This is a genomic window from Corallococcus sp. CA047B, from assembly GCF_003612065.1.
Lineage (GTDB): Bacteria > Myxococcota > Myxococcia > Myxococcales > Myxococcaceae > Corallococcus > Corallococcus praedator.
On sequence record NZ_RAWD01000031.1, the window covers coordinates 1 to 24,626 of the forward strand.

Annotated in this window: 18 protein-coding genes and 1 pseudogene; 12 read left to right on the forward strand and 7 right to left on the reverse strand. The window is 69.4% G+C overall.

Features of this window, described 5'->3' with window-relative positions; genetic code table 11:
- The 5 genes and pseudogenes from D7X74_RS07980 to D7X74_RS07995 all read left to right on the forward strand — a co-directional run.
- A partial coding sequence (locus D7X74_RS07980) for a hypothetical protein (protein WP_120532329.1) occupies positions 1-1,000 on the forward strand: 1,000 nt, incomplete at its 5' end.
- Positions 1,001-1,319: 319 nt separating this feature from the next.
- Positions 1,320-3,479, forward strand: coding sequence for a xanthine dehydrogenase family protein molybdopterin-binding subunit (locus D7X74_RS07985; protein WP_120532330.1), 2,160 nt, complete (start codon positions 1,320-1,322; stop codon positions 3,477-3,479).
- A gap of 2 nt (positions 3,480-3,481) precedes the next feature.
- Complete coding sequence (locus D7X74_RS07990; protein WP_120532331.1) at positions 3,482-3,967, forward strand: (2Fe-2S)-binding protein; 486 nt, start codon at positions 3,482-3,484, stop codon at positions 3,965-3,967.
- Between the two features lie 167 nt (positions 3,968-4,134).
- A pseudogene (locus D7X74_RS45435) lies at positions 4,135-4,434 on the forward strand (carboxypeptidase-like regulatory domain-containing protein); the annotation flags it as partial.
- Positions 4,435-4,518: 84 nt separating this feature from the next.
- A complete protein-coding gene (locus D7X74_RS07995) occupies positions 4,519-6,393 on the forward strand; it encodes a carboxypeptidase-like regulatory domain-containing protein (RefSeq protein WP_233602020.1) in 1,875 nt (624 codons plus the stop codon).
- Here D7X74_RS07995 and D7X74_RS44830 read toward each other — a convergent pair.
- Positions 6,390-6,833 carry a transposase gene (locus tag D7X74_RS44830; RefSeq protein WP_120532333.1) on the reverse strand — a complete coding sequence of 148 codons (444 nt, stop codon included), beginning with the start codon at positions 6,831-6,833 and terminating at the stop codon, positions 6,390-6,392. The two genes, D7X74_RS07995 and D7X74_RS44830, sit on opposite strands and share 4 nt — an antisense overlap.
- 280 nt (positions 6,834-7,113) lie before the next feature.
- Here D7X74_RS44830 and D7X74_RS08005 point away from each other — a divergent pair, with 280 nt between their 5' ends.
- The 4 genes from D7X74_RS08005 (at position 7,114) to D7X74_RS08020 (ending at position 13,092) form a co-directional block, all read left to right on the forward strand.
- Positions 7,114-9,498 carry an Ig-like domain-containing protein gene (locus D7X74_RS08005; protein WP_147446503.1) on the forward strand — a complete coding sequence of 795 codons (2,385 nt, stop codon included), beginning with the start codon at positions 7,114-7,116 and terminating at the stop codon, positions 9,496-9,498.
- On the forward strand, positions 9,498-11,858 hold the full coding sequence (locus D7X74_RS08010; protein WP_120532335.1) for an Ig-like domain-containing protein: 2,361 nt from the start codon (positions 9,498-9,500) through the stop codon (positions 11,856-11,858). Before D7X74_RS08005 ends, D7X74_RS08010 begins: the two co-directional genes overlap by 1 nt.
- 197 nt (positions 11,859-12,055) lie before the next feature.
- Complete coding sequence (locus D7X74_RS08015; RefSeq protein ID WP_255424397.1) at positions 12,056-12,517, forward strand: helix-turn-helix domain-containing protein; 462 nt, start codon at positions 12,056-12,058, stop codon at positions 12,515-12,517.
- A gap of 23 nt (positions 12,518-12,540) precedes the next feature.
- Positions 12,541-13,092, forward strand: a complete 552-nt coding sequence (locus D7X74_RS08020) for a transposase (RefSeq protein WP_120532337.1) — start codon at positions 12,541-12,543, stop codon at positions 13,090-13,092.
- Between the two features lie 30 nt (positions 13,093-13,122).
- On the opposite strand, the gene D7X74_RS08025 is transcribed toward D7X74_RS08020, so the two are convergent.
- Together D7X74_RS08025 and D7X74_RS08030 are read right to left on the reverse strand one after the other, a co-directional pair.
- Positions 13,123-13,911: a serine protease gene (locus D7X74_RS08025; protein ID WP_120532338.1), complete on the reverse strand. Its 789-nt coding sequence runs from the start codon at positions 13,909-13,911 to the stop codon at positions 13,123-13,125.
- A 5-nt stretch (positions 13,912-13,916) separates the two neighbouring features.
- A complete protein-coding gene (locus tag D7X74_RS08030) occupies positions 13,917-14,687 on the reverse strand; it encodes a zinc-dependent metalloprotease (protein WP_120532339.1) in 771 nt (256 codons plus the stop codon).
- Positions 14,688-15,078: 391 nt separating this feature from the next.
- On the opposite strand from D7X74_RS08030, the gene D7X74_RS08035 reads away from it, so the two are divergent.
- Positions 15,079-16,263 (forward strand): DUF6068 family protein, encoded by a 1,185-nt coding sequence (locus tag D7X74_RS08035; protein ID WP_370450726.1) that lies wholly within the window; start codon positions 15,079-15,081, stop codon positions 16,261-16,263.
- A gap of 25 nt (positions 16,264-16,288) precedes the next feature.
- Here D7X74_RS08035 and D7X74_RS08040 read toward each other — a convergent pair whose 3' ends face one another.
- Both D7X74_RS08040 and D7X74_RS08045 read right to left on the reverse strand, forming a co-directional pair.
- Positions 16,289-19,387, reverse strand: coding sequence for a poly(A) polymerase (locus D7X74_RS08040; protein ID WP_120532341.1), 3,099 nt, complete (start codon positions 19,385-19,387; stop codon positions 16,289-16,291).
- 180 nt (positions 19,388-19,567) lie between these two features.
- A complete protein-coding gene (locus D7X74_RS08045) occupies positions 19,568-20,311 on the reverse strand; it encodes an NAD-dependent deacylase (protein WP_120532342.1) in 744 nt (247 codons plus the stop codon).
- A 68-nt stretch (positions 20,312-20,379) separates the two neighbouring features.
- Between D7X74_RS08045 and D7X74_RS08050 the strand changes: the two genes are divergently transcribed.
- Positions 20,380-20,874 (forward strand): GAF domain-containing protein, encoded by a 495-nt coding sequence (locus tag D7X74_RS08050; protein ID WP_120532343.1) that lies wholly within the window; start codon positions 20,380-20,382, stop codon positions 20,872-20,874.
- A gap of 14 nt (positions 20,875-20,888) precedes the next feature.
- Here D7X74_RS08050 and D7X74_RS08055 read toward each other — a convergent pair whose 3' ends face one another.
- The gene (locus D7X74_RS08055) at positions 20,889-21,806 is read right to left on the reverse strand and encodes a pseudouridine-5'-phosphate glycosidase (RefSeq protein ID WP_120532344.1); all 918 of its coding nucleotides are present in this window, start codon (positions 21,804-21,806) and stop codon (positions 20,889-20,891) included.
- 128 nt (positions 21,807-21,934) lie between these two features.
- Between D7X74_RS08055 and D7X74_RS08060 the strand changes: the two genes are divergently transcribed.
- Positions 21,935-22,861 (forward strand): DMT family transporter, encoded by a 927-nt coding sequence (locus tag D7X74_RS08060; protein ID WP_120532345.1) that lies wholly within the window; start codon positions 21,935-21,937, stop codon positions 22,859-22,861.
- 14 nt (positions 22,862-22,875) lie between these two features.
- On the opposite strand, the gene D7X74_RS08065 is transcribed toward D7X74_RS08060, so the two are convergent.
- A complete protein-coding gene (locus D7X74_RS08065) occupies positions 22,876-24,612 on the reverse strand; it encodes an FHA domain-containing protein (protein ID WP_120532346.1) in 1,737 nt (578 codons plus the stop codon).
- Positions 24,613-24,626: the final 14 nt, after the last annotated feature.

Sequence of the window (24,626 nt, forward strand, 5' to 3'; positions counted from 1 at the left end):
GTCTTCGTCCGCCCCGACTGCTCCCACCGCGACCCCGGCCCCGAACAAGGGCGGCTTCATCGACAAGCACCAGCCGGACACGAAGTTCAGCCAGCAGTGGGGCCAGGACATCTTCCTGGACCCCCGCAAGGGCGACAAGGCGGACGCCAGCGCGGCGAAGAAGGACGGGCGTCAGGTCACCCAGGGCAACACCGGCCCGGGCCAGGTGGCGGGCAACGAGAGCAGCAAGTACGTCTCCTGGCAGAAGGACGCGGCGGAGTTCAAGACCGGCACGGGCTTCAGCAAGGATGGCACCGGCGCGCAGATCGAGGCCAGCGCCGCCGAAGTCCAGGGCGATGCGTCCTACCGCGTGATGCCGTGGGAGATTGGCGGCCGGGCCGGTGGCGAGGCCAACATCGCCAGCCTGCGCGGCGACGCGGGCTTCGGCAAGGACCTGAAGGACATCAAGGGTCTGGATAAGGTCGACGGCAAGGTCTACGGCGGCGTGCACGGCGAGGCGTTGGTGGGCGCCAACGCGGATGCGAAGGCCAAGATCGACCTGAACCCCAAGAACGGGGACATGGGCGCGGAGGTGGGCGCGGGCGCGCTGGTGGGTGCCGAGGCGAGCGCCACGGCCCGCGGCGAGTTCGGCCCCGTGCAGGGTTCCGTGACGGGCAGCGCCATTGCCGGCGTGGGCGCCGCGGTGGACGCGAAGGTGGCCTTCGAGGACGGCAAGCTGACCATCGGCGGCAAGGCCAAGGCGGCGCTGGGCGTCGGGCTGGGCGTGGGCACGTCGTACACCATCGACTTCAACAAGGTGAAGAACACGGTCGACAACTTCACCGGGGGCAAGGCCTCCGAAGCGGTCAAGGACGTCGGCAACAAGGTCGCGGACGGCGCCAAGGACGTCACGAACAAGGTCGCGGACGGCGCCAAGGACGTCGGCAACAAGATCGCCGAGGGTGCCAAGGACGTCGGCAACGACATCAAGAAGGGCATCAAGGGTCTCTTCGGATTCTAGTCCGGAGGACCCGGTCCCTCGCGTCAGCGCCTCCTTCCGGATCCGCGATGCTTGTTGAAGCGGCGCACCCCGGAAGGAGTTCAACGCGTGAGACACATTTTCAACTTCCAGACGGCCACCCGGATGGATGCCTTTGCCGTCCCGCTCGAGCATCAGCCGCCCCGCCAGCTCCGACTCCAGGCGCGCTACTCCTTCTGAACAAGCACGCGCTCCGGCGCCGGTGCGGCTGTCTCCATTCGGACGCGGGTCCTGTCAGGCCACGGAACGCAACGGACCGGACCGAGTCCAGCGTGTCGTGGACGTATGCGATGCTGTCCGCATGGCGGATACGCACAAATCGGATACGGCCGCTCCCGGGGTGATGGACCGCCGTCGGTTCCTGACGTGGGTCGTCGCTTCCCCCACGTTGATGATCGCGGCCCGGTTGGGGCTGGACCTCCCTCCGGCCGCGGCGGCGGAAGCGCCCGTGACGGAGGCGGCGACGCCCCTCAGCCTCCTCCTCGCCCTCCAGAGCGATGGGCGTGTCGTCACCACCCTGCCCCGCACCGAGATGGGCCAGGGCATCACCACGGCCGTGGCCATGCTCGTCGCCGAGGAGCTCGACCTGGCGCTCAGTGCGGTGGACGTGCGCAGCGCCGACGCGGATCCCCGCTGGCTCATCCAGCTCACCGGCCTGTCGACGACGATGCGCTACCTGTCGGGCCCGCTTCGCGCCGCGGCGGCGGATGCCCGGGCACGGTTGATCACCGCCGCCGCGCACCGGTGGCGGGTGCTGGCCCTGACGCTCACCACCGCGAACGGCGAGGTGCGCGCGCCCGACGGACGTCGGGTCGGCTATGGCGAGTTGGCGGGGGAGGCCGCGCGCGTGCTGCTGCCCGAAGTCCTCCCGCTGCCGAAGTCTCCGAGCCAGTACACCCTGGTCGGCCAGCCCACGGGGCGCATCGACGCGCGGGACATCGTCACCGGCAAGGCGCGCTACGCCCTGGACCTCGACGTTCCCGGAGCGATGCCGACGGTGGTGGCGCGGCCGCCCACGCTGCGCGGACAGGTCCAATCCTTCGACGCCTTCGCGGCCCGGGCGATGCCGGGCGTGGTGGGCGTGGTGCCCCTCCCGTCCGGCGTGGCGGTGGTCGCGGAGACCTTCGCGCAGGCGTTCGCGGCGCGTGACGCCCTGCGGATCACCTGGGCGCCGGGACCGGCCAGCACACTGTCCGACAACGACATCCGCGCCCGGTTGGTGGGGGCCATCGGGCCCAGGCCCCTGTCCCCGCTGCTCACGATGCGGACCCTGGAAGCGCGCTTCGACTTCCCGTACCTCGCGCACGCCCCCATGGAGACGCAGAGCTGCGTGGCCCGCGTGCAGGGCTCGCACGCGGAAGTCTGGTCGGGCGCGCAGGACCCGAAATACGCGCAGCGCGAGGTGGCCCGGGCGCTCGGTTGGGAACTGACCCCACAGAACGTCACCGTGCACACCGTGCGCGCTGGCGGCGGTTTCGGCCGCAGGTTCTTCCCCGAGGCCCCGGTGGAGGCCGCGCTCGTCTCACGGGCCATCGGGCGGCCGGTGAAGCTGATGTGGAGCCGCAACGACGACATGCGCCACGGGCACTACCGGCCCGCCAGCCACCACCGGATCCTCGCGCACCTGGGGCTGGGCGGAAGCATCCTCGGCTGGAATCACCGCGCCGCGATTCCCACCGTCGAGTTTCCCCACGGGTTCGGAGATGTCGTCACCGCGCTGGTCGGCGAAGTCCTTCCCGACGTGACGAGCGCGGTGTTCTTCGGGCTGACCCAACACGTGCCCTACCGGTTCGGTCTGGTGACGCAGCAGTTGAGCGAGGTCCCCATTCCCATTCCCACCGCGTCCTTCCGCTCGGTGTTCACCAGCCAGGTGGGGGTGGCCAACGAGGTCTTCGTCGATCAACTGGCGCGGGAGATCCAGGTGGATCCGGTCGCGTTGAGACGCTCACGGCTCACCTCCAGCCGGCTCAGGGCGGTGCTGGACAAGGTGGTGTCCGAGGGCCGGTGGGGCCGGGCGCTGCCGGCCGGGGTCGCGCAGGGGGTCGCCGTCCTGGAGGAGTGGGACAGCGCCATCGCGCACCTCGTGGAGGTGGACGTCACCGGAGCGGCGCCCCGGGTGCTGCGCGTGGTCATCGCCGCGGATGTCGGCCTGCCCATCAACCCGAAGGGCATCGAGGCGCAGCTCCAGGGCGCCGCGGTGGACGCGATGTCCACCACCCTGAGCGCGGGCCTCCACATCGACGCGGGGGCGGTGCGCGAGGGCAGCTTCGCGGACTACCGCTGGCTGCGGATGAAGCACGTCCCCGCGGAGATCCAGGTGCACCTGGTCCGGTCGGACGACCGCGTGGGCGGCGTGGGAGAGCTTGGCTATCCCAGCGCGGCGGCGGCCCTGGCCAACGCGATCGCGCGGGCAAGTGGAGTCATGCCCACGCGCTTCCCCATCCTCGACGAGGGAGTCTGACCATGGCGGCCCATCAGTTCATCCTCAATGGCCAGACGGTATCGGTGGAAGCGCCCGAGGACCTGCCCCTGCTTTGGGTACTGCGAGACGTGCTGGGCGTCACGGGGCCCAAGTATGGATGCGGGGTAGGTGTCTGCGGCGCGTGTACCAGCCACCTGGACGGCGAGGCCTTCCGCCCCTGCCTCCAGCTCGTGGGAGGTGTCGCGGGCCGCGAGGTGATGACCATCGAGGGATTGGGAGGCGAAGGGCTGCATCCCGTGCAGCAGGCGTGGATCGCCGAGGACGTGGCCCAGTGTGGCTTCTGCCAACCCGGGCAGATCATGGCCGCGGTCGTGCTGCTGCGGAAGAACCCCCAACCGTCGGACGCGGACATCGACGCAGCGATGAGTGAGAACGTCTGCCGTTGCGGCACCTATGTGCGCATCCGGGCCGCCATCAAGCGCGCCGCGCTGCTGCTGCGAAGCGGAGCGGGAGCCCGGGAGGGATGAACCGGGCCCGGCCAACGCATCCATCGCGCATCGATATCACGCGCAGGGAGCGGCCAGAGACGCGCAGATCGTTCGACCTGGGCGCGATTCATTGACGTGTCAGCACCGAGTCCGCAAGCGCCTGCTAGCATGGGAGCATGCGATGGAGCTGGGTGGGACTCGTGGTCATGACGCTCGCGTGCGCGAGTGGCAGGCGTCAGGCATTGGAGTCCCTGGAACCGCTGGAGGAAGTGGCGCTGACCGTCCTGGTCAGGACCAGGGAGGGACGCCCCGTTCCGGGTGCGGCGTTGGTGATCTGGCGTGCGCCCACCGCGCCGCCTTCCAGGTTTGGGACCACGGATGCGCAGGGGACGCTTCGATTGAAGCGGAGACCGGGTCGGTATTCCGTTCACGCCGAAGCGCGCGGCTTCGTACAAAGCGCGCGCACGGAGGTGCGGCTTGCTCCGGAGTCGGAATCAGGACTCGAGCTGACGCTGACGCCCGCGGTGCCATTCTCGGGGCGTGTGGTGGATCCGAAGGGAGCACCCGTGGTTGGCGCGATGCTGCGACTCATGCCATCCAGCGATCCCGACCTCTGGCTGGATATCGAAAGCGACGAACAGGGCCGCTTCGCCTTCGAAGGCGTGCCCGAAGGGGCGGCGGTCCTCCGTGTCGAGAAGGAAGACTGGAGCCTGACGCGCCTGGAGCTCACGGCGCCGCAGCAGGACCTCTCCGTGGTGCTGGGAGGCCTTGGCTCGCTGCGGGTGCGGGTCCTGGATCCACAAGGGCGGCTGTTGCCCGGGGGAGACAAGGAAATCACTCGCGAGTTCGACAGATACACCCTTGAATTGTTTCCGGAGGAAACCGGTGAGGCAGTCGTCTATCCGCGACTCGCAGCGGGGCGCTATCGGGTGCGTGGCTACTACTCCCCGGCGAAGGGGTGTCATTGGTCCAGCGTCGTCGAAGCAGACGTCCTCCCGGAACAGTCAACGGAAGTGACAGTGAGTTTCGTGGGTGTCCGTGGGGTAGGTCCCTTGAAAGGGCGTGCGGTGGGGCGCGAAGGCAGGGGTCTTGGCGACAGCGAGGTAAGTGTCTGGACGGAACGTAACCGAGACGAGCTGGGGACCCACGGGGCCTGCACGGTCGACACGGATCCAGACGGACGCTTCGTCCTTCCCGATCCGCTGGAGCAGCCCAAGACGCTCCTCTTGCGCGCCAGGGGACAGGCACCCTGGGCGTCGGAACGGTCCCCGGTGCCCGGGGAGGATGCGCCGGTGGTGTTCCAGTCCGGTCATGGAGGATTGGAGGGTCGGGTCCTGGGACCGGACGGACGTCCCGTGGAGTGGTTCGGGCTCGGTGGCTTCCGGAGGGAGCATCATCCACAGGGGCGCTACGGCATCGACGCGTTCTTTACCCAGACCTACCAGTGGATCATCGACGCGGACGGATTCGCGACCGCGCTCGTGCGCGCGGAAGGCCGATCCAATGAGGTTCTCCCCCTCCCGGATGTCATCCTCGACGTGGGCCGCAGCGTCCAGGGCCGTGTCGTCGCCGAGGATGGGCGCACGGGCGTCCCCTCGCTGCGGGTGATGCTGTTGGATCCCTCCGAATTGGAGGACCGCGTTTCATCCCCCACTCGGACGGCGATCACGGACGCGGACGGACGCTATCGGTTCGAGCATGTGGCCAATCGGCTCCAGTGGCTTCGCGTGGACGCACAGGAGCAGGGGACGGTCCTGTACGAGCTGAAGCCAGACGAAGCGTCGGTGGACCTCCAGCTCGCGCCCCTGGCCTGGCTCTCTGGCACGGTGACGGTGGGTGCACGGGTTCCGCTGGCGGGCGTGGACCTGAACGTGCGCTGCGAGGGGAGGTTCGACGTGAGCACCTCGACGGACGCCTCGGGCCGCTACGAGGTGCGCGTGCCCGGCGCCAGGGAGTGCGTCGTGCACCTGACCGATGCCGCCCCCAAGGATGAGACCCGGCCCTGGCCGCCCCCGCTTGCCTTCTCCCCCCAGCGGATCCAACTGCCTCCGCACTCATGGCGGCCGTTGGATTTCGAGGCAAGGCAGGGCCCGGCAGCGCTGCACTTGCGCTTCCCCAAGCCCAGCGAGTTCCTTGATGCCTTCCTTCTTCCAGGCGATCCCCCAATGCCAGGGACGACGCTGGCCATGGAGGCGCTCATCCGCTCCGGCTTCGTCGCGGATTGGACGCCCACCATCGAAAGACCGGAGCGTGGCCAGGAGGAGCTCTTCTACCCTTTGCTCCGACGAAGCAACTACGTCTTCAGCGCACTTCCCCTGGGTCGGTACACGCTCTTCATCACGCAGGAGATGAGTGGGGGCTTGCGTGTCCTGCGCGTGCCGGTGGACCTCAAGGACGCGGGGACGCGGCTGATCACGTCAGGTCATCCCGGCGAGGATGACAAGGCGACCAGCTTCCCTCGCTAACGCGGAGAGCAGTTGAACTGAAGGAAGAAGAGGCAGTGGCGGAACCACGCCGCGAGCTTCGCGAGCGGAGTCGCCGCGCGCAACTGTCTCACCGTCCTGGCCAATTCCTCCAGGGCGCGAGGAGCGAGCTTGCGGAGCTGGCGCTTCAGGTCCGCCCACCACGGCTCGATGGAATTGAAGTCGGGGCTGCAGGTGGGCAGGCACACCACGCAGGCTCCGACGGCCGCGACCGCTTGGCGCACGCCTGCGACTTTGTGGGCGCCCAGGTCGTCCATCAGCACGACGTCGCCCGTCTCCCGGTACAGCCGCAGAACGCGGCTGACCGTGGCCTCTCCGATGCCCAGCAGGTGAGCAATCTGCTCGTACGAGAGCCCCTCCTCTTGGAATGCGCGCACGATGGCCCGCCGCAGCTTCTCCGGCGTGGGAAGTCCTTCGCTCATGCCCAGAGGAGATCAACGCGTCCAACGGGCTCTGGGTGAAGGGAGACGTCGGGCCGGTGCGCCGCGTCCAGGGGCAACCCGCGCGGACTGCACCCGCGCGCCTCTTGTGGAACCGCGTGTGGGGTCACGGTCGACATTCCGGGGTGGGGCAGACCCAGATTCCAACCCAATCGCTTGCGGGTAGGGTCCACCGCGCGCGTCTCAACGCTCTCCTGGTGGCGCCATGCACCTGGCAAGAAGAGACGGCGAAACTCCTGCTTCGAAATTGAAAGAGGACCGGATGAGGTCAGCGGCACGGCAGCGGTGGGCATGGATGCTCCTCGTCATCCATGTAGCGATGATGGGTTGCGGCGGAGAGAAGGTCCTCCTCCTCCCCGGCATGGCGCAGGCGATGGTGACCTTTCCACAGTCCCTCTCTTCGGCTGACGTGGCACGGGTGGCGTTGACGGTGAGCGGTTCGGGCATGACCCAACGCACCGATGAACTGGTGAAGACAGGCGCGCAGTGGGGAGGCGTCCTGGGCAAGATCCCCGAGGGAAGCGACCGCACCTTCCACGGAGAAGCCTTCGACACCGGAGGAACCCTGCTCTACATGGGCGAGGTCAAGGGCGTCAGCATCACGGCGGGACAGACGACCATGGTCACGCTGGTGCTCCAGCAGGTGGCCGTGCCAACCCCCTTCGAGAACGCCGTGCCCTTCATCACCTCGGTGGTGGCCAGCACCTCGACGGTGGGGCTGGGGGACACCGTGACACTCCAGGCCAGTGCGCTGGACACGGACGCAACTGACAGCCTCACGTATGCGTGGACTGCGAGCGCAGGCAGTTTCAGTGCGCCCGGCAGCCTCTCCACGTCATGGACGGCCCCTTCCGTGCCAGGCGCCGTGGTGCTGCTGCTGACGGTGACGGACTCCAAGGGGGCCACGGCGACAGTCAGCCTGAACCTCACCGTGGACGGCGCGCTCGGGAGCGCGGACGTCAACGTGACGTTCAATCGCGGGCCGCAGGTGACGGGAATGACGGCGGCGCCCACTTCGGTGGACGTGGGGCAGACCACCACGGTGACGGCCGTGGCGACGGACGTGGACGGAGACAGCCTGGGCTACCAGTGGACCTCCACCTGCCAGGGCACCTGGGCGAACGCCACGTCGTCCAGCGCCAGCTTCACGCCGACAGCCCTGCCACCCCTGGCCAACGGGTGCGGCCGCTGCTCGCTGAAGGTGTCGGTGGCGGATGGCATGGGCGGAGAGACCACGGGAACGCTGGGGATCTGCGTGGGCCCCGTGACGACGGCACGTTTTCCCCCTGAAGTGGTGGAGACGTTCCAGTCCCTTGCCACCATGCCCGCTTCTGGAGGCACCGTTGTCTTCCGAGTGAAGGCCAGGGATCCGCAGGGCAGTGCGCTGTCGTACAGCTGGACCGCGAACGCAGGCACGCTGGGGACGACGACCGACACGGCGACGACGAGTGAGCTTATCTGGACGGCTCCAGCCTGCATTCCCCTGACGACCGCGCTCCTGGTGAAGGTGTCGGTCACCAACGCGCTCGGGTTGTCCACCGAAGCGTCCTTGACCTTGAGCGGCGGCACGCCCTGTGCGGACACCACGAAGCCGGTGATCCGGCTGGCCTCGGGCTGGTACCACACCGCGGCATGGACGCAGGCTGCGGGCGCCTGGGCCTGGGGTGACAACGCTTTCGGCCAGTTGGGCGACGGGACGAACGACCTTCGGACTCCTCCCGTGCAGCTCCAGGCGTTGACGGGGATGAAGGCGGTGTCCTCGGGCGCCTACCACACGGTCGCGCTGAAGCAGGACGGAACCTTGTGGGCCTGGGGCTTCAACGTCTACGGACAACTGGGGAACGGGACAACCCTGTCGCGAAGTGCGCCGGTGCAGGTGCTCGACATCCAGGACGCCACGGCGGTGGCCGCGGGCGGGCACCACACGCTGGTCTTGAGGCAGGACGGCACCGTTTGGAGCTGGGGCTACAACGGCTACGGTCAGCTCGGCGACGGAACGGACAATGAACGCAGCCGGGCCGCGCCGGTGACGGGCCTCACGGATGTCATCGCGATCGCCGCCGGCAGCAACCACTCGCTGGCCTTGAGGCAGGACGGAACCGTGTGGGCCTGGGGGTACAACGATTTCGGCCAGCTCGGGGACGGCACGACGTCGCATCGGCGCAGCCCGGTGCAGGTGCCGGGACTGACGGATGTCACGGCCCTGGCGGCGGGCCTCTTCCATACGCTCGCCCTGAAGCAAGACACCACGGTGTGGGCCTGGGGCAGCAACTCCCATGGGCAGCTCGGGGACGGGACGGTCGCGCATCGTCTCGCTCCGGTGCAGGTGGATGGGTTGACGGGGGTGACGTCCCTTGCGGGTGGCTTCGCGCACACGCTGGCCTTGAAGCAGGACGGCACGGCGTGGGCCTGGGGCAACAACTCCCATGGGCAGCTCGGGGACGGAACCCAGACCGGGCGCAGCACCCCGGCGCAGGTGCCGGGACTGACGGGCGTGGTGGCCCTGAGCACGGGCATCGAACACTCACTGGCCTCGAAGCGGGATGGCACGGCCTGGGCCTGGGGTGACAACTCCCACGGGCAGCTCGGGGACGGGACGACGGTCCATCGCACCGCACCGACGCAGGTCCAGGGATTGGAAAACTGATGTCGCGTCGAACGAGAAGGAGCGCCCTCTCCTGCCTGTTGATGGGACTGGCCGTCGCGCTGGCTGGATGTAGCGGCGAGAAGGCCCCCGCCGGTTCGGCACAGGCGGTGGTGACGCTGCCGCAGTCGCTGGCCGCCGCCGACGTGGTCCGCGTGGCATTGACGGTCAGCGGTGCGGGCATGGCCCCGCGTACCGAATTGATGGTGCGGACGGGCCAGCACTGGGGTGGAACGCTGAACCGGATTCCCGAGGGAAGTGGCCTCACCTTCCACGGAGAAGCCTTTGACGCGGCAGGGGCCCGTCTCCATGTGGGCAAGGCCGAGGGGGTCAGCATCTCCACGGGACAGACGACAGCGGTGATGATGCTGGCGCGGCCGCTGACGCCTGCTTCTTTCTTCGAAAATGCATCTCCCGTCATCACCTCGATGGTGGTGAGCCCCGGCGCCGTGACGCCCGGAGGCGTGGTGTCGCTCCAGGCCACGGCGGAGGACCCCGATCCGGACGACCTGCTCACGTTCGCCTGGACCGCGGGAGCCGGCAGCTTCAGCGCAGCCTCGAAGCTCTCCACGAACTGGACGGCGCCCACGGTGCCGGGGCCGGTGGTGCTGACGTTGACGGTCACGGATGCGAACGGGGCCACGGCGGCGCTCGACGTCACGGTGACGGTGCTCAGTGGGACAGGGAGCGCCGCGGTCAACGTGACGGTGAATACCTGGCCCCAGGTGGCCCGGATGACGGCGACGCCTTCCCTGGTGGCGGTGGGAGAGGCCACCACGGCAACGGTCACCGCGACCGACGACGACGGGGACAGCCTGGGCTACCAGTGGACCACGAGTTGTCAGGGCACCTGGAGCAATGCCACGTCGGCCAGCGCCAGTTTCACACCGACCGTCCAGCCGCCTCCGGGTGACGTGTGCAGCCGGTGCGCGTTGAAGGTCACGGTGGAGGACGCCAAGGGAGGCAAGACCACGGGAACGTTGGGGCTCTGCGTGGGGCCGACGACTTCCTCGCACGTCCCGCCGAAGGTGGTGGAGACGTTCCAATCCGTCAGCAACATGCCCACGGAGGGAAATACCGTCATCTTCCGCGTGAAGGTAAAGGACCCGCAGAACAGCGCCCTGTCCTACGCATGGACCACGAACGTGGGCACGCTCGGGACGGCGACCCAGGGGGCGACGACGAGCGAGGTCCTGTGGACGGCACCGGCGTGCATCCCCGCGGCGACGCCACTTTCGGTCTCCGTTTCCGTGACCAATGCGCTGGGTCTCTCCACCCAGGCTTTTCTCAGCCTCAAAGGTGGCACGACATGCCCGGCGGTGCGCGACATTCGCCTTGCATCTGGCGCGCTCCAATCCATGTTCGTGAAGCAGGACGGCACCGCATGGGCCTGGGGCTTCAACGGCTATGGTGTGCTCGGTGACGGAACGACCACGCACCGCTTCGCGCCTGTGCAGGTACAAGGACTCTCGGGAGTCGCGGCCATTGCCGCCGGCTATTCACACACCCTTGCGTTGAAGCAGGATGGAACCCTATGGGCCTGGGGCTACAATCGTTTCGGCCAACTGGGGGATGGGACGACTGTCGACCGAAGCCTGCCAGCCCGGGTACAAGGACTGACTCAACTGGTGGACGCCGCAGGCGGCATTGTCCACACACTCGCTCTGAAAGAGGATGGCACGGTGTGGGCCTGGGGCGACAATAGCAATGGACAGCTCGGCACTGGGACAGAAGAGACCCACCGCACACCGACACAAACACAAGGATTAATGAATGTCTCTGCGCTCGCTGCGGGCTATCTGAACAGTCTTGCATTGAAGCAGGACGGCACCGTATGGGAGTGGGGCTTCAATTCCGCACACCCAAACATCCATACACCGAAGCAGGTTCAAGGCCTGACAGGAGTGATCGCCATTGCCAGCGGATTCTTTCACTCTGCTGCTGTGAAACAAGACGGAACCGCCTGGACATGGGGCGAAAACCAACATGGTCAACTGGGAGATGGGACGACAAACATTATCGAAACATCACCAGTGCAGGTGCTTGGAGTATCAAACGTGATCGCGGTCGCGGCCGGTGACGCTCACACGGTCGTGCTCAAACAGGATGGCACGGTGTGGGCATGGGGAAGGAACGACTACGGGCAACTCGGAGATGGGTTGCAAGACTATCGCCGTCCGACACCTGTGCCGGTTCATGGGCTGACTGGGGTGGTGAGGATCGCTGCTGGCGAGTCGTTTGGTCTCGCCGTGAAACAGGATGGAAGCCTGTGGGCCTGGGGCCTGAATTCCTTTGGCCGCCTTGGAGATGGCACGGAAACTCTCCGGCTAACTCCCGTTCAGGTACAGGGCCTCAGCAACTGAGCCCCGCCCGGAGCTCCATCTGCCGGGCACGGTGACCCGTGCGGTCACCGTGTCCGGCCTTGGTCGGCCGCCCCTGATTCACGGCCCGGAAGAATCCGTCGTGTCTGCCGGGTTGAAGGAGCATGAGCGGACTGGCGCTGAGCGAGGAGCAGCGGAGCGAGCTGGAATCCTGCTTCCGCACGACGGAGGACTGACGTCTGCGTGAGAGGTGCCAGGCGGTGCTGATGACGTCCCGAGGGCGCTCCCAGCAGCAGATTGCCGAGGACCTGGGGACGACGCCACGCAACATCCAGCGCTTCCTCGCCCGCTATCGGGCCAGCGGCTTGAGAGGGTTGAGGATTCAGTGGGCACTGGGCCGCACGCCGTTGATTCCCGAGGGGCTGGCACCCACGATTCTGGGCTGGGTCCAGCAAGGGCCAAGGGCCTGCGGCGTCAAGCGGGCGAATTGGACGCATGAGGCGCTGGCGGACTTCCTCTACCGCCAGACAGGGATTCGGGCGCGGGAGACGGCCATGGGAGACTTCTGCCGTCGCCATGGTGTGCGGCTGTACCGTCCCACCTATCGCTTCCTTCGAGCGGACGCTTCACGCCAGCAGCAGGCGCGGCAGGAGTTGAGTGAAAAAAACGCCAGGCGCAAGCAGGTGACATCGCCCTCTTGAGCCAGGATGAAGCGAGATTTCCCATGGTGCCGACGCTGACGGCGACGCTGGGCGTGAAGGGACGCCGCCCTGTCATCGGCACTCGCGACTGCAAGGACGTGGTGCACACCTTCGCTTCCGCCGACCTCACGACGGGGGCGGTGACGAGCAGGCTCTACGGCAGCCGCACCCGGGCGCGTCGCAAGGATGGCCTCTCCAAGACGAAGCGCATGCAGGTGGCCTTCGCCCATCACCTGCTCGACGTCGCCCGCGCCTATCCCGCCACGGCATGGCGCGAAGTCGTCCTCATCATCGACAACGCGCCCTGGCACCGAGGGCGCCCTGTGGACTGGGCCTTGCGCCGCTTCCCTCACCTCTCCCTGTACCGGCTGCCTCCCTACAGCCCTCAGCTCCAACCCATCGAAAGGCTGTGGCGGCCCCTGCGCCAACGGGCCACGCACAACCTTCTCTTCGACGAGATGGCCGAGTTGCAACAGGCACTGCGCTCGGGCCTGGGCTACTTCCGGACACGCCCTCACGTTGTCCTCAAGCTCTTCGGCTCGCCTTGGACAACGACGGGATTACCCGAGGCGTGAATGAGAGGGCTCCGACCAGGCCCCAGGGCCTCAGCGCTCGACGATGTCGTCGCTTTGCAGGTACGGGGAGGCTTCGACAATCGCATCCATGGTCCAACCCCGGTTGGAGCCTCGGCCGCGTTGGTCGCAATCGCCGTCGGTGTGGATGCCCAGCAGGTGGCCCTGGCGGTTGAGCACGCCCGCGCCGGAACTCCCTACGAGCGTATCCAGGTCCGAGTAATAGACAAGCTGATCACATGAATCCAGGAACCTGCCTTCGGCGATGACCTTGGGCCGTCCCCGGGGGTGCTGGATGATGGCCAACCGCTCGGTGGCGACAGTCGACAGCAGGACCGGCGTCACCGGGGGAAGCACGTCCAACTGGATGAGCGCGTAATCGGGTGCGAACGATTGCTCGATGACGGTGCCCTCGGTCACCAGGGGGTCTCCGTCGGACGCGTCCTCGAAGTTGAAGACGAGCAGCGAGCGGTCCCCAAGCCCGACACAGTGGCCCGCGGTCACCACCACCGGTCCCGCGCTCGCTTCAATCAGCGTTCCGGTGCAGCGCCCGTCGATCAGGACGACCGCGTCCTCGCGGGTCTGGACGATGTCCGCGAACTCCCCCTGATAGCTGTTGATGGGGGTGAAATCCGCCGTTGGGCCGCACTGCGTGAGGCGGCGCACTTCCGGCGGCTTCGTCTTCACACAGACCGGAGCAGGCTCCTCAATGATCTCCTCGTCGGGCACCGACTTTCCACAGGCGGAAACGCCCAGGAAGAAGGTGCCCGCGAGGATGGGGCCCCACAGCTTCAGAAATGGACCGTGGGGCCTTGATGCCATGGGGCTTAGTACAGGTAGTTCAGCGCCGTGATGTCAGAGCTGGTCCACTCGCCGGTCTCGGTCGAACGGAAGCAGGAGTTCATGATCGAGCCGCCGACCGTGGCCGTGCTCGACGTGCCGGGGATGAGGATGGCGCCCACGCCCGCGGTGCCCTCGTTGGAGGCCGCGCCGCCGCAGCTGATGGAGCGGTTGTAGTAGTCCGAGTGACGGAAGCCGATCGCGTGGCCGAGCTCGTGCGTGATGACGTGCTCATTCACGTCCGCGCTGTAGCTCTGCAGGCCGGTGCCGATGTTGATGGTCCCGTAGGGCCGGCCGCCCGTGGGGAAGCCCGCCGAGCCGCCGGCGCCGGACATGGTGGTCGCGGTGATGTTCGCGCTGCAGCCCGTGGTCGGACCACGCGCCATCGTGAAGCTCAGGCCGCGCTGGTTGTAGTTCTGGATGGCCGCGTCGAGTCCCGCGCTCAGGCGGCTGTAGCTGTTGAAGCCGGAGGTGGGGTTGATGCAGATCTTCGTCACGGTGGAGGCGACGAGGTTCGTGGTGCGGTACTGCTCCAGGCTCTCCTTGCCGGGCTGGAGCATCTCGCGGGACGCCTCGAGCGTCACGTGGGCGTCGCGGCCCACGTACACGGCGTCGTCGACGACCATGATGTCGTTCTCAGGGAAGCCGGCCTCGACCAGGTTGGAGATGATCTCCTGGTTCTCAAGCTGCACGTCGTTACCGCACCCGGACAGGAACGCGCCACAGGTCGCCACGAGGACTGCCGCTTTCTTGAACATTTGTCTCTTCCTCTGTTTCGGGGGGACACGCCCGCCGCCGCCTGACCTTCCCGTCAGCCGCGGACCGGCGTGCCCAACCCCTGAGCAACTGCCGGGCCATCTGGCGCGCTAGAGGGGACTCTCCCGTATTGGCAGAATTGCCTGGAGCGCTGACACTCCAGGTTCTCAGAACCTTAGCGTAAAGGAATGTGACGCCGGCAATCCTAACCAACCGCCCTGACAACGGTTTTCCCTCCAACGGTCAGGCCCCCCTTTTTCAGGACAGTGGTGTCTTTGAATCAGTCACCTGCCCTGGGGTCCCGCTCACCCATGAACACAACGGGTGTGAGGGGTTTGGGTAAAGGATGGGCGTGAATCCACTCCGGGTGTATCCCGTCGCACATTCATGCCAATGCGCCACGTCCCCGTCCCCCTTGCCGCGCTGTTGGGCGCGGCCCTGTCCTTCCTCCCGGGCTGCGAGAGCACGAAGTCGAGCAGCGGCCCCACCCCCTCCGACACCCAGGTCCAGAAGTCCTTGCCCGGGCAGGACGCCGAGGCCTGGAAGCGCGCCCGCGTGGGCGACCGCGTCTCCTACACCTTCTCCGCGACCCAGGGCCCCGAGCGCCGTGAAGGCAGCGGCACCGCGCGCACCCTGGCGGGCCAGCTGACGTTGGAGGTGGTGGCCGTGCAGCAGCCCTGGGTCTGGGTGCGCCTGGCCTTCACCGACGCGGCCGGCAAGCCCCTGGTCCAGCCGAAGCTGGCGCAGGACCTGCTCCTCCCCGTGCGCGCGGACGCGACGCGCCCGCTGGACGTGCCCCACGGGGGCGAGGCCACCGCCGAGCGTGCCTCCAGCGCGGGCCGTGACTGGGAGGCCGTGCGCTACGTCAGCGACCAGCGCCCCGTGGACGGTCCCCTGCGCACGCGCGTGTACGCCAACGCGCCGGGCCCGCTCTACCTCACCCACGGCCTGCTCGAAGGGAGCACCGAGTCCGCGGGCTTCCACACCCCGGGCGGCGTCAAGCTGACGCTGCGCGAGTTCCGCGAGGGTTCGGACGACGCCAGCGCCCCCGTGCCCGCGCTGGAGCGGCCCCTGGGCCCGGGCGCGTACTTCGACCGGCACGTGGACGTGGGCCCCGCCCCCAGCGTGCAGCGCGTGTGCTTCACCGCCGAGCGCGGCTACCTGCTGCGCACCGAGGGCCCCATCGAAGCGCCCCAGGCCGCCCCCTGCTCCGACTTCTCCCAGGCCGAGCCGGAGCCCCTGGAGGAGGTGCTGCTGAGCCTGCCCTGGGAGGCCCTGGCCCCGACGGATGCGCCTCCCGCCGGCGCGTCCACCACCCGTGGCACCTTCACCGCGGAGGGCCACTCCGTGCCCGCCCTCATCGAGCAGAGCACGGAGAACGTCGAAGGCGTCCAGCGCGTCTTCTCGCAGACCACCGCGGCCGAGCCGTGGGCTCCGGGGCTCGCGGGCCTGCCCCATGAAGCGCGCTTCCAGCCGCTCGCCAGCAACACCGAGCGCGTGGTCGCCGGTGGCAAGCGCGAGCCCGAAGGCGGCACGCGAATCGTGCGCTGGGGCTCGTGGCTCGGGGGCGCGAAGTAGCGCCAATCCCTCTCAAGGCAATGCCTTACGAAGCAGGTGCGTCGGAAGTCCCCCGGTCATTCCCACGCACCCATTCGACGCGAAGCGCTGTTCCTTCGGGGCGGTGCGCCCATTCGCGGAAGGACAGACGAAACGCCTCCACGGCCTCGAACAGCGGGCCGTGGGGCTGCCAGGACAAGGCGGCTGCGTCCCGGGCCTCACGCACCGCCAGCCCGATGAGCAGGGTTCCTCCGGCGTCCGGTGCCTGCAGCGGTCGCACGGAGAGGCGCCGGTCCCCTTCCAACCGATACACCAGCGCTGTCAGGTGTCCCAGGAGCCAACCCTCGACGACCTGCCGGGCTTCGGCATTGGGGCCCTCGGCGGACAATCGCAGACAGGTCGGCAGATCCTCCTTCGCATCCACGGGCTGGAAGAGCGCCGCCCAGGCTTCGGGCGTGCGCGAGGCGCGGGCGCTGGCCACCAGGTCGCGGGCACGGAGCAGCTCCTCTTGCAGGACGCGGAACGTGGAGCGCGACACGTTGCGCGCGGTGTTTCGCGCCGGGAGCGCGGGAGCGATGACGGGCAGCAGGTCGCGCTTGCCTTCGGGACGGTAGCGAGCCGTCTCGGGCGTGAGCGTCACCGGCTGGGGCCACGGCCAGGAGGAGAACGTCCCGAAGAAGTGCGCGAGCAGCGACGCATCGGACGTCACGACGTCGGGGGCTGCGCGGGTAGAAGCCCAGGCCGCGAGCAGCGTCCACGACAGCCCACCGAGATAGCCCAGCGCATGGGAGTAGATGCCCCGAGCCCGGGCCCAGGCCTTGACCGCGCGCATCAGCGCGTGGAACCGCTCGGTGCGTCCGCCGTCCCGCGCGATGGCCTCCAGCAGCCCCAGCGTGTCCGCCAATCCCAGGATGGAGCGGAGGCCCGCGGGGTCCAACCGGGCGCCGTGCCGTTCGAGCAGCGTCAGGGGCTCTTCGGGAGGCACGCCCTCCGGACGGCTCGCATAGGCCAGATCGAAGCTCACGCCCCCCAGGGACAGCTTCACGAGGGGGATGGCCGCGTCCGCCACGTAGCGGGCGGAGCCGGAGGAGGACGCGGCCAGTTCCTGGAGGAGCGCCTGGGCGAAGTCCTCACGGGACAGCTCCGCCGGGCCGATGGCGACCGCGTCCACGTCGCTGCCCACGCCATCCGTGCCCAGCAGGTACGAGCCATAGGGATGCAGCGAGGTGCCCACCCGCTCGCAGTGCGTGCGCAGCTGCTCCACCGCCGTGCTCCTGGCGGCGTGCCCCTCCGGTGACTCGCCAGCGCCAAGGGACGCCAGGGCCGCCCGCAGCGGGAGGTCCTCCTGCTCCGGGGCCGCCTGCCGCGCGCGTGGTGCGGAGCCCGGAAGGGGAATGCGGCGGACGACCTCGAACGGCGCGTCGCCCTTCCTCCGGATGAGACAGAGCTCGCCCACCGCGAACTTCAGCGGTCGCCAGCTCCGCTGCCACACGGAGAGCGCACGGGCGTGGTCCCCGTTCGCCGAAAGCGCGAGCTGGCCCACGGACAGGTGCGGCGTGAAGCCACCGTGGGCGGACGCGGCGCATTCAGGCAGGGCCGCCACGAGCTTCGCGTGCAGGGCCGCCAGCGCGCCCTGGGGTTGCTCGTCGGGGCGGAGCCACGCCGTCGCGTTGGCGCGGTGTTCGAAGAGACCGAACGCGGAGAGCGTCACGTCGAAGGGTTCAACCCCCTGGAGGGCATCCACGAGGAGCGCCTCCACCGTCTCGAAGTCCTCTTCCGGGACGAAGGGATACAGCAGCGTGATGTGAGGCATCCACCGTTGGAACTTCGCGTCGTGCTTCTTGCGCAGGGCCTGGATGGGGGCCCAGGCGCTCTCGGGAGGGATGAGCACCAGGGCCGTGTGGTGGACCAACGCCACCGAGGCCGGCGACGCGGACGCAACCGAGGACACCTCCACTTCGCGGCGCAGGGTGCAGCACAGGCCGAAGTGATCCGAGGCGAAGAGGGCCTGTCCCGTGGGAGCGGGCGGCCCCTCCAGCGGGGCCTCCGCGAAGAGGCCGATGCTCCGGGGAGCAAGCCGTCCGGAGGAAGACGCGACCAGCACCCGATCCAACCGCCGCAGCCGCCCCGAGACGGTGGTGAGCGCCGCCAGCGTGTTCAGCCGGGGGTTGAACGTCTCCCCCGCTTCCGAAGGTCTCAGCGCGGTCCACGCATCCACGAAGCCCGCGCGGGCGAAGACGTCCGCTTCGGGCTCGCCGTCGCCGAAGTTGAAGTCACCGGCCAGCACCAGGTCCGGGGGCTCGGTATCGCTCGTGGCACCGAGCGCGCGGGCCCATTCGATGAGGGCCTGGACCTGCGCGGCGCGAGCGGAGGCACCGGCCGGGTCGCGGTTGCTCGTCAGGTGCGGCGTGGCCACCCACAGCGCTCCACCGGAAAGCCGCAGCTCGGCGGCGATGATGCGCTTGTCCCGGGAGAAGACGCGCTGCCACACGGAGGCGAGCGGGACGCGCGACAGGAGCACCTGGCCATAGGTCTCCACGGTGTTCGCGCCGGGACCGTCCGACAACCCGTAGCGCTCGCGGACCCAGGGCTCGGCGAGCAGGGCCCGGAGGAAGGGCGCGGTGACTTCCTGGAGGGCGATGAGGTCCGCGTCCGTTTCGCGCAGCAGGGCGAGCGCCGCCGGGGTCCTGCGCTCGGTGGCCAGCAGCTCCGCGTCGTACAGGTCGAAGAGGACGTTGAAGGTGGCGACCGTGAGCAGCGCCGGCGTGGGGAGCGCGTGGCCCGTGTCGCGGGGAGCCTCCGTCCAGGAGCCCGAGCGCGCGTCGTACCGGTACGCGGGCAGCGGCGTGAAGCCGGGAACCGCGACGGGCCGGGGCGGCGTGGGGTCCTCGGAGGAACCGGTGTGGCTCAGGAGGTCGAGGCGCTCCTTGCGGTCCCACACCACCTGGGGGCCGCGCTTGAAGTACCAGACGCGGTGCCACGGAATCTCACCGTCGGGCACGAAGGCCTCGAAGGGCATCTCTTCCAATGCCCCCGCCTCGCGGTGCGCGTCGTAGCCGACGATGAACTCGCGGGCGTCGAGCCGGGGATCCCACCGGATGCGGTGATACACCTCGCGGCTGGTCGTGAAGCGGTCCTGGGACATGGCGAGGCTCCGTGAGCGGAGGGGGCCCGGATGGAACGCCGGAGCCCCCGGGGAAGCAATGCCGCGCACGCCCCGATGGGCCGCGCACACACCCGCCCCCGGACGCGACGGCCGGGGAATGGCTGACAGCCGTCACATGCGCGAATCCCTATCGGCCCACGCCGGCCCCCTGCTGTCTCGTCAGGCGAGTTTCGCCAGCGTGGGCAGGACCTGCCCGCTCAGGCCCTGGACGAAGTGGTGGAAGCGCTCCGTGTTCGCGGCGGACTCGTAGTTGACGAGCCACGTCTCCCCGCGCACGGCGCGCACCTCGTCCACGATGCCTGCCGCCGGCCACACCGCGCCGGACGTGCCCGCGGCCAGGAACACCAGCCGCGTGCCGTCCTTGCGGGAGATGAACTCGCCGATGCGCTCCAGGTCCGAAGGGGCCAGCATCTCCCCGAACCAGACGATGTCGGGACGCAGCCGGCCGCCGCAGCTGTCGCACTTCGGCACCGTGCCGGACGGGTGCACGGAGGTGTCGGCGAAGGGCTCTCGCTGGCAGTCCGCGCACTTCGTGCGGAAGAGGTTGCCGTGCATGTCCACCACCCGCTGGCTGCCGGCGCGGGCGTGCAGGCCGTCCACGTTCTGGGTGGTCAGGAGGAAGCGGTCGCCCAGGTGGGCCTCCCAGCGCACCAGCGCGTCATGGCCGGGGTTGGGCTTCACGTCGGCCGCGCCCGCCCGGCGTTGCGAATAGAAGCGCCACACGAGCGCGGGGTCCGCCTGGAAGCCCTCGGGGGACGCCACGGCCTCCACGGGGTGGTTCTCCCACAGCCCGTTCATGCCCCGGAAGGTGGGCACCCCGCTCTCCGCCGACACTCCGGCACCGGTGAGCACGAGCAGGCGGGTTCGCGAATCCAGGACGAGCTGTTCGGCAAGCGGTTCCACAAGGCCTCCTGTGCCAGCGGGCACCAGGGTTGTTAGAAGGGGCGGCAACCCCCTTTTCGAGGCCCATCATGGCGGAAGTCACCCTGGATCTGCGCGGTCAGCCGAAGGCCGAGGCGTATGCCGAGCTGAAGTCCCACGCCCTCGCCATCCTCGAGGGCATTGACGACGACATCTGCGCGATGGCGACGATGAGCTGCCTGCTGCACAACGCCTTCGGCCACCTGTGGACGGGCTTCTACCGGGTGGTGACGCCCGGGAAGCTGCTGCGCGTGGGCCCCTACCAGGGGACGCTCGGGTGCCTGGAGATCACCTTCGGCAAGGGCGTGTGCGGCACTTCCGCCGCGAAGGGCGAGACGGTGGTGGTGGCGGACGTGCACGCCTTCCCGGGCCACATCACCTGCGACGGAAGGTCCGCGTCGGAGATCGTCGTGCCGGTGTACGGCCGCAACCGCGAGCTGCTCGCGGTGCTCGACATCGACTCCGAGCACAAGAACACCTTCGACGACGTGGACCGCGCGGCGCTGGAGGACCTGGTGTCCTGGTTCCAGCACCGCGCACCCTGACGGCCCGTCGGGACTCAGCGCTTCGCGAGGCGCGCGTAGGCCACGGCCAGCGCTCCCGCGAAGCGCGCGTTGTTCACCAGCAGCGCCAGGTTCGTCTTGAGGCTCTTGCCGCCGGTGCGCTTCGCCATCTCGCCCAGGAGGAACGGCGTCACGGCCTTCCCCCGGACGCCCTGCCGCTCCGCGTCCGCCAGCGCCGACGCGATGTGCAGCTCCACTTCATTGCGCGGCAGCGCGGCCTCTTCCGGAGGGGGCACGGTGTAGAGCACGCCGCCCTGCCCCAGCAGTTCGAAGCGGGCGTGGGCGATGCGCGCGGCCGCATCCGGATCATCCGCGCGGTGCTCCAGTGAGAGGCCGGACTCGCGGCTGTAGAAGGACGGCAGCTCGTGCGTGCCCACGCCGATGACGGGCACGCCCGCCGTCTCCAGCAGCTCCATCGTCTTGGGCAGATCCAACACGGACTTGGCGCCCGCGCACACCACGGCGACCGGGTAGCGCGACAGCGCGGCGATGTCCTGGGAGATGTCCCAGTGTTCCGCGGCGCCCCGGTGCACGCCCCCGATGCCGCCGGTGGAGAAGACGCGGATGCCCGCCGCCGCGGCAAGTTCGCACGTGGCGCTCACGGTGGTGCCACCGCTCGCGCGGGTGGCCACGGCCACGGCCAGGTCGCGCGAGCCCAGCTTGAGCAGCTTCTCCCTGCCCTCGGCCAGCCGTCGCATCGCGGCGTCCTCCAGGCCGACCCACACCTCGCCATCCACCACGGCGATGGGCGCGGGCACGGCGCCGGCGCGGCGCACGGCCTCCTCGCACGCGCGAGCGGCTCCGAGATTGTCGGGGTACGGCAGGCCCTGTGCGACGACGCTCGTCTCCAGCGCCACCAGCGGCTGCCCGGAGTCCTTCGCGCGTCGCACCTCGTCCGAATAGCGGAAGTCCATGGGCGGGCATTTACGACACGGGAGGGGCGGCCGGACAAGCACGGGCATGGGGAAACGTCCGGGTTGCTTCCCTGCCTGTGCATCCCCGACGTTGCATCCGTCGCCGCGCCGCCCTATGCCCCGCCGCCGTGAGTACCTCGTCGCCCGCCGTCGCCGCGCCTGCCCGCCTCCTGTCCGCATCCGACCTGGCGATGCTCGCCGTGGTGGTCGTCTGGGGCACCAACTACACCCTGGTGAAGGACGCACTGGAGGGCATGCCGCCCAGGGCCTTCATGGCGTTGCGCTTCGGGCTCGCGGCGCTCGCGATGGGGCTCGTGCTGGGGGCGGTGGAGGGCTGGAAGCCGATGCCATGGAAGGTGTTCCTGCGGCTCACCGGACTGGGGCTCGTGGGCAACACGCTGTACCAGCTGTGCTTCATCGAGGGCCTCGCGCGCACGACGGCGGCCAACAGCGGAATGCTCACAGCGGTGAGTCCGGTGGTGACAGCGGCGCTCGGCGCGGCGCTCGGCATCGAACGGCTCCGCCGCCCGGTCATCGCCGGCCTCTCATTGGCGGTGGTGGGCATGTTGCTGGTGGTGGGCGCGAGGGGGCCGAACCTGGGCGCGGCGACGTGGCAGGGGGATGCCCTGATCATCGGCGCCTCCCTGTGCTGGTCCATCTACACGGTGGGGACGCGCACGGTGGGAGCGGACGTGTCCGCGCTGCGCATCACGGCCATCACCATGCTCACCGGAGCCCCGGGCGTGGTGCTGGCCGGTGCGTCGCAGGTCATCGCGATGGACACCTCGCGCGTGAGCGCCGCCGGCTGGATGGCGCTCGTGTATTCGGCGCTGGTGCCCCTGGTGCTCGCGTACTTCGTCTGGTTCCGCAGCGTGCAGCAGGTGGGCACCAACCGCACGACGCTCTACGGCACCGGCATCCCCGTGGTCGCGGCCCTCACTGCCTGGGCGCTGCGAGGCGAGCGCCCCACCCTGATCCAGACGCTCGGAGCCGCGCTCATCCTCACGGGCGTGCTGATCAGCCGTCGCAAGGACACGGCGACGACGAAGGCCTGAGTCCCACCAAGGCCCTAACCGCGTGGCCCGCGCTCCAGCGTCAGCTCGTACTCGAGCATCTTCCGGTCGAGCGTGGGCCGGCTGATGCCCAGCAACTCCGCCGCACGGACCTTCTTGCCGCCCGACTCGCGCAGCGCCTCCGCGATGAGGTCGCGCTCCAGCCGGGCCACCTGTTCCGGCAACGTGCGAGCGGAGTGCCCCACCATGCCCTCACGGACCTCGGGAGGAAGCTGCGCGATGCCCACCTGCCCCGCCGCGTACACGCGCCCCAGCCGCTCCGCCACCAGCTCCAGCTCGCGCACGTTCTGGGGCCACGGATAGTCCGCCAGCAGGCGTCGCGCCTCCGGGCCCAGCACCGGCGCTTCCCGCCCGCTCTGTCGTGCCGCGCGCAGCGCGAAGGACTCGAGCAACACCGGCACATCCCCGCGACGCTCGCGCAAGGGCGGCACCTCCAGTTCGAAGCCCGTGAGCCCCCGGGCCAGCGCCGCATCGAACTCATTGCGCGCGGCCAGTCGGGACACGGGAGCGGCACAGGTGGCCACGACCCGCACGTCCACGGGCTCCTCACCGCCCTGCCGGGCCGGGGCCGCGCGCCGGGCGAGCATCCGCGCCAGTCGCTCCGCCGCCGCGCGAGGCAGGGCCTCCACGTGGCGCAGCAGCAACGTTCCGGCATCCGCGCGCAGCACCGCGGATGTCACCGGAGGCTGTCCCGCCGACCCGGCACGGCCGAAGAGCGCCACCTCCACCGCCTCCAGCGTCTGTCGGCACTCCACCGTCACCCAGGGCCCCAGCGCGCGCGGCGAACGTCCATGAAGGAAGCGCGCCAGCAGCGCCTTCCCCGTCCCCGGCTCGCCATGCAACACCACGGGCGCGGCACTGCCCGCGGCCCGCCGCGCCTCCTCCAGCAGCCCACGAAACCCCCGCGAGGTCCCCAGCGGCGTTACCCAGGGCACGTCGGTCACCTCCGCCTCGCCACGGGAGCGCACCGCCGTGTACGCCTCGCCCCCCAGCCGGCCGAGCGACGCGAGCAGTTGCCCCTCGCCCTCCGTGAACGGCGATTCCTCGCGCTCCACGTACAGCACGCCGAAGGGCAGGCCTCCCGAAGCCACCAGCGGAGAGCACAGCGCCGTGTCCGTGCGTCCCAGCTCCTTGCGCTCCAGCGCGGCCTGGACCAGCGCGCGAGGCACCTCCACGGACGCGGCGCCGGACACCGCCGCGGTGCGCAGCCCCTCCGGCCCGCTCAGCAGCGCCGCGGCGCGGTCCGCGTTGAGCGCGTGCGCCGTCTCCTCCGCCAGCCGCCGCAGCACCATCGCCTCGCTGGTGGCTCCCAGCAGCGCCGTGCCCGCCGAGTACATCGCCGCGGCCGCGCCCACGTGGGGCAGCACCTCCTCGATGGGGACATGTCCCGGCTCCGAGGCCGACACGCCGGAAGGCTCATCGACGATGGACACCGGCGGCGGCTCGAACACCGCGATGGTGGCGCCCACGCGCATCCGGTCGCCCGGCCGCAGCACCGCCTCTTCCTGGAGCGCCAGCCGCTGCCCGTTGAGGAGCGTGCCGTTGGTGGACCCCAGGTCGCGCAGCCGCACCTGTCCCGCGACGGTGTCCAGGAAGAGCTGCGCGTGGCGGCGCGACACCTGGTCGTCATCGAGCGGGATGTCGCACGACGGACTGCGCCCGAGGGTCAGTTGGGAGACGACGTCGTACCGGCGCCCCGCGAACGGGCCCGTGAGCAGCAGGAGTGCCGGCATGCGATGGGGCAAGC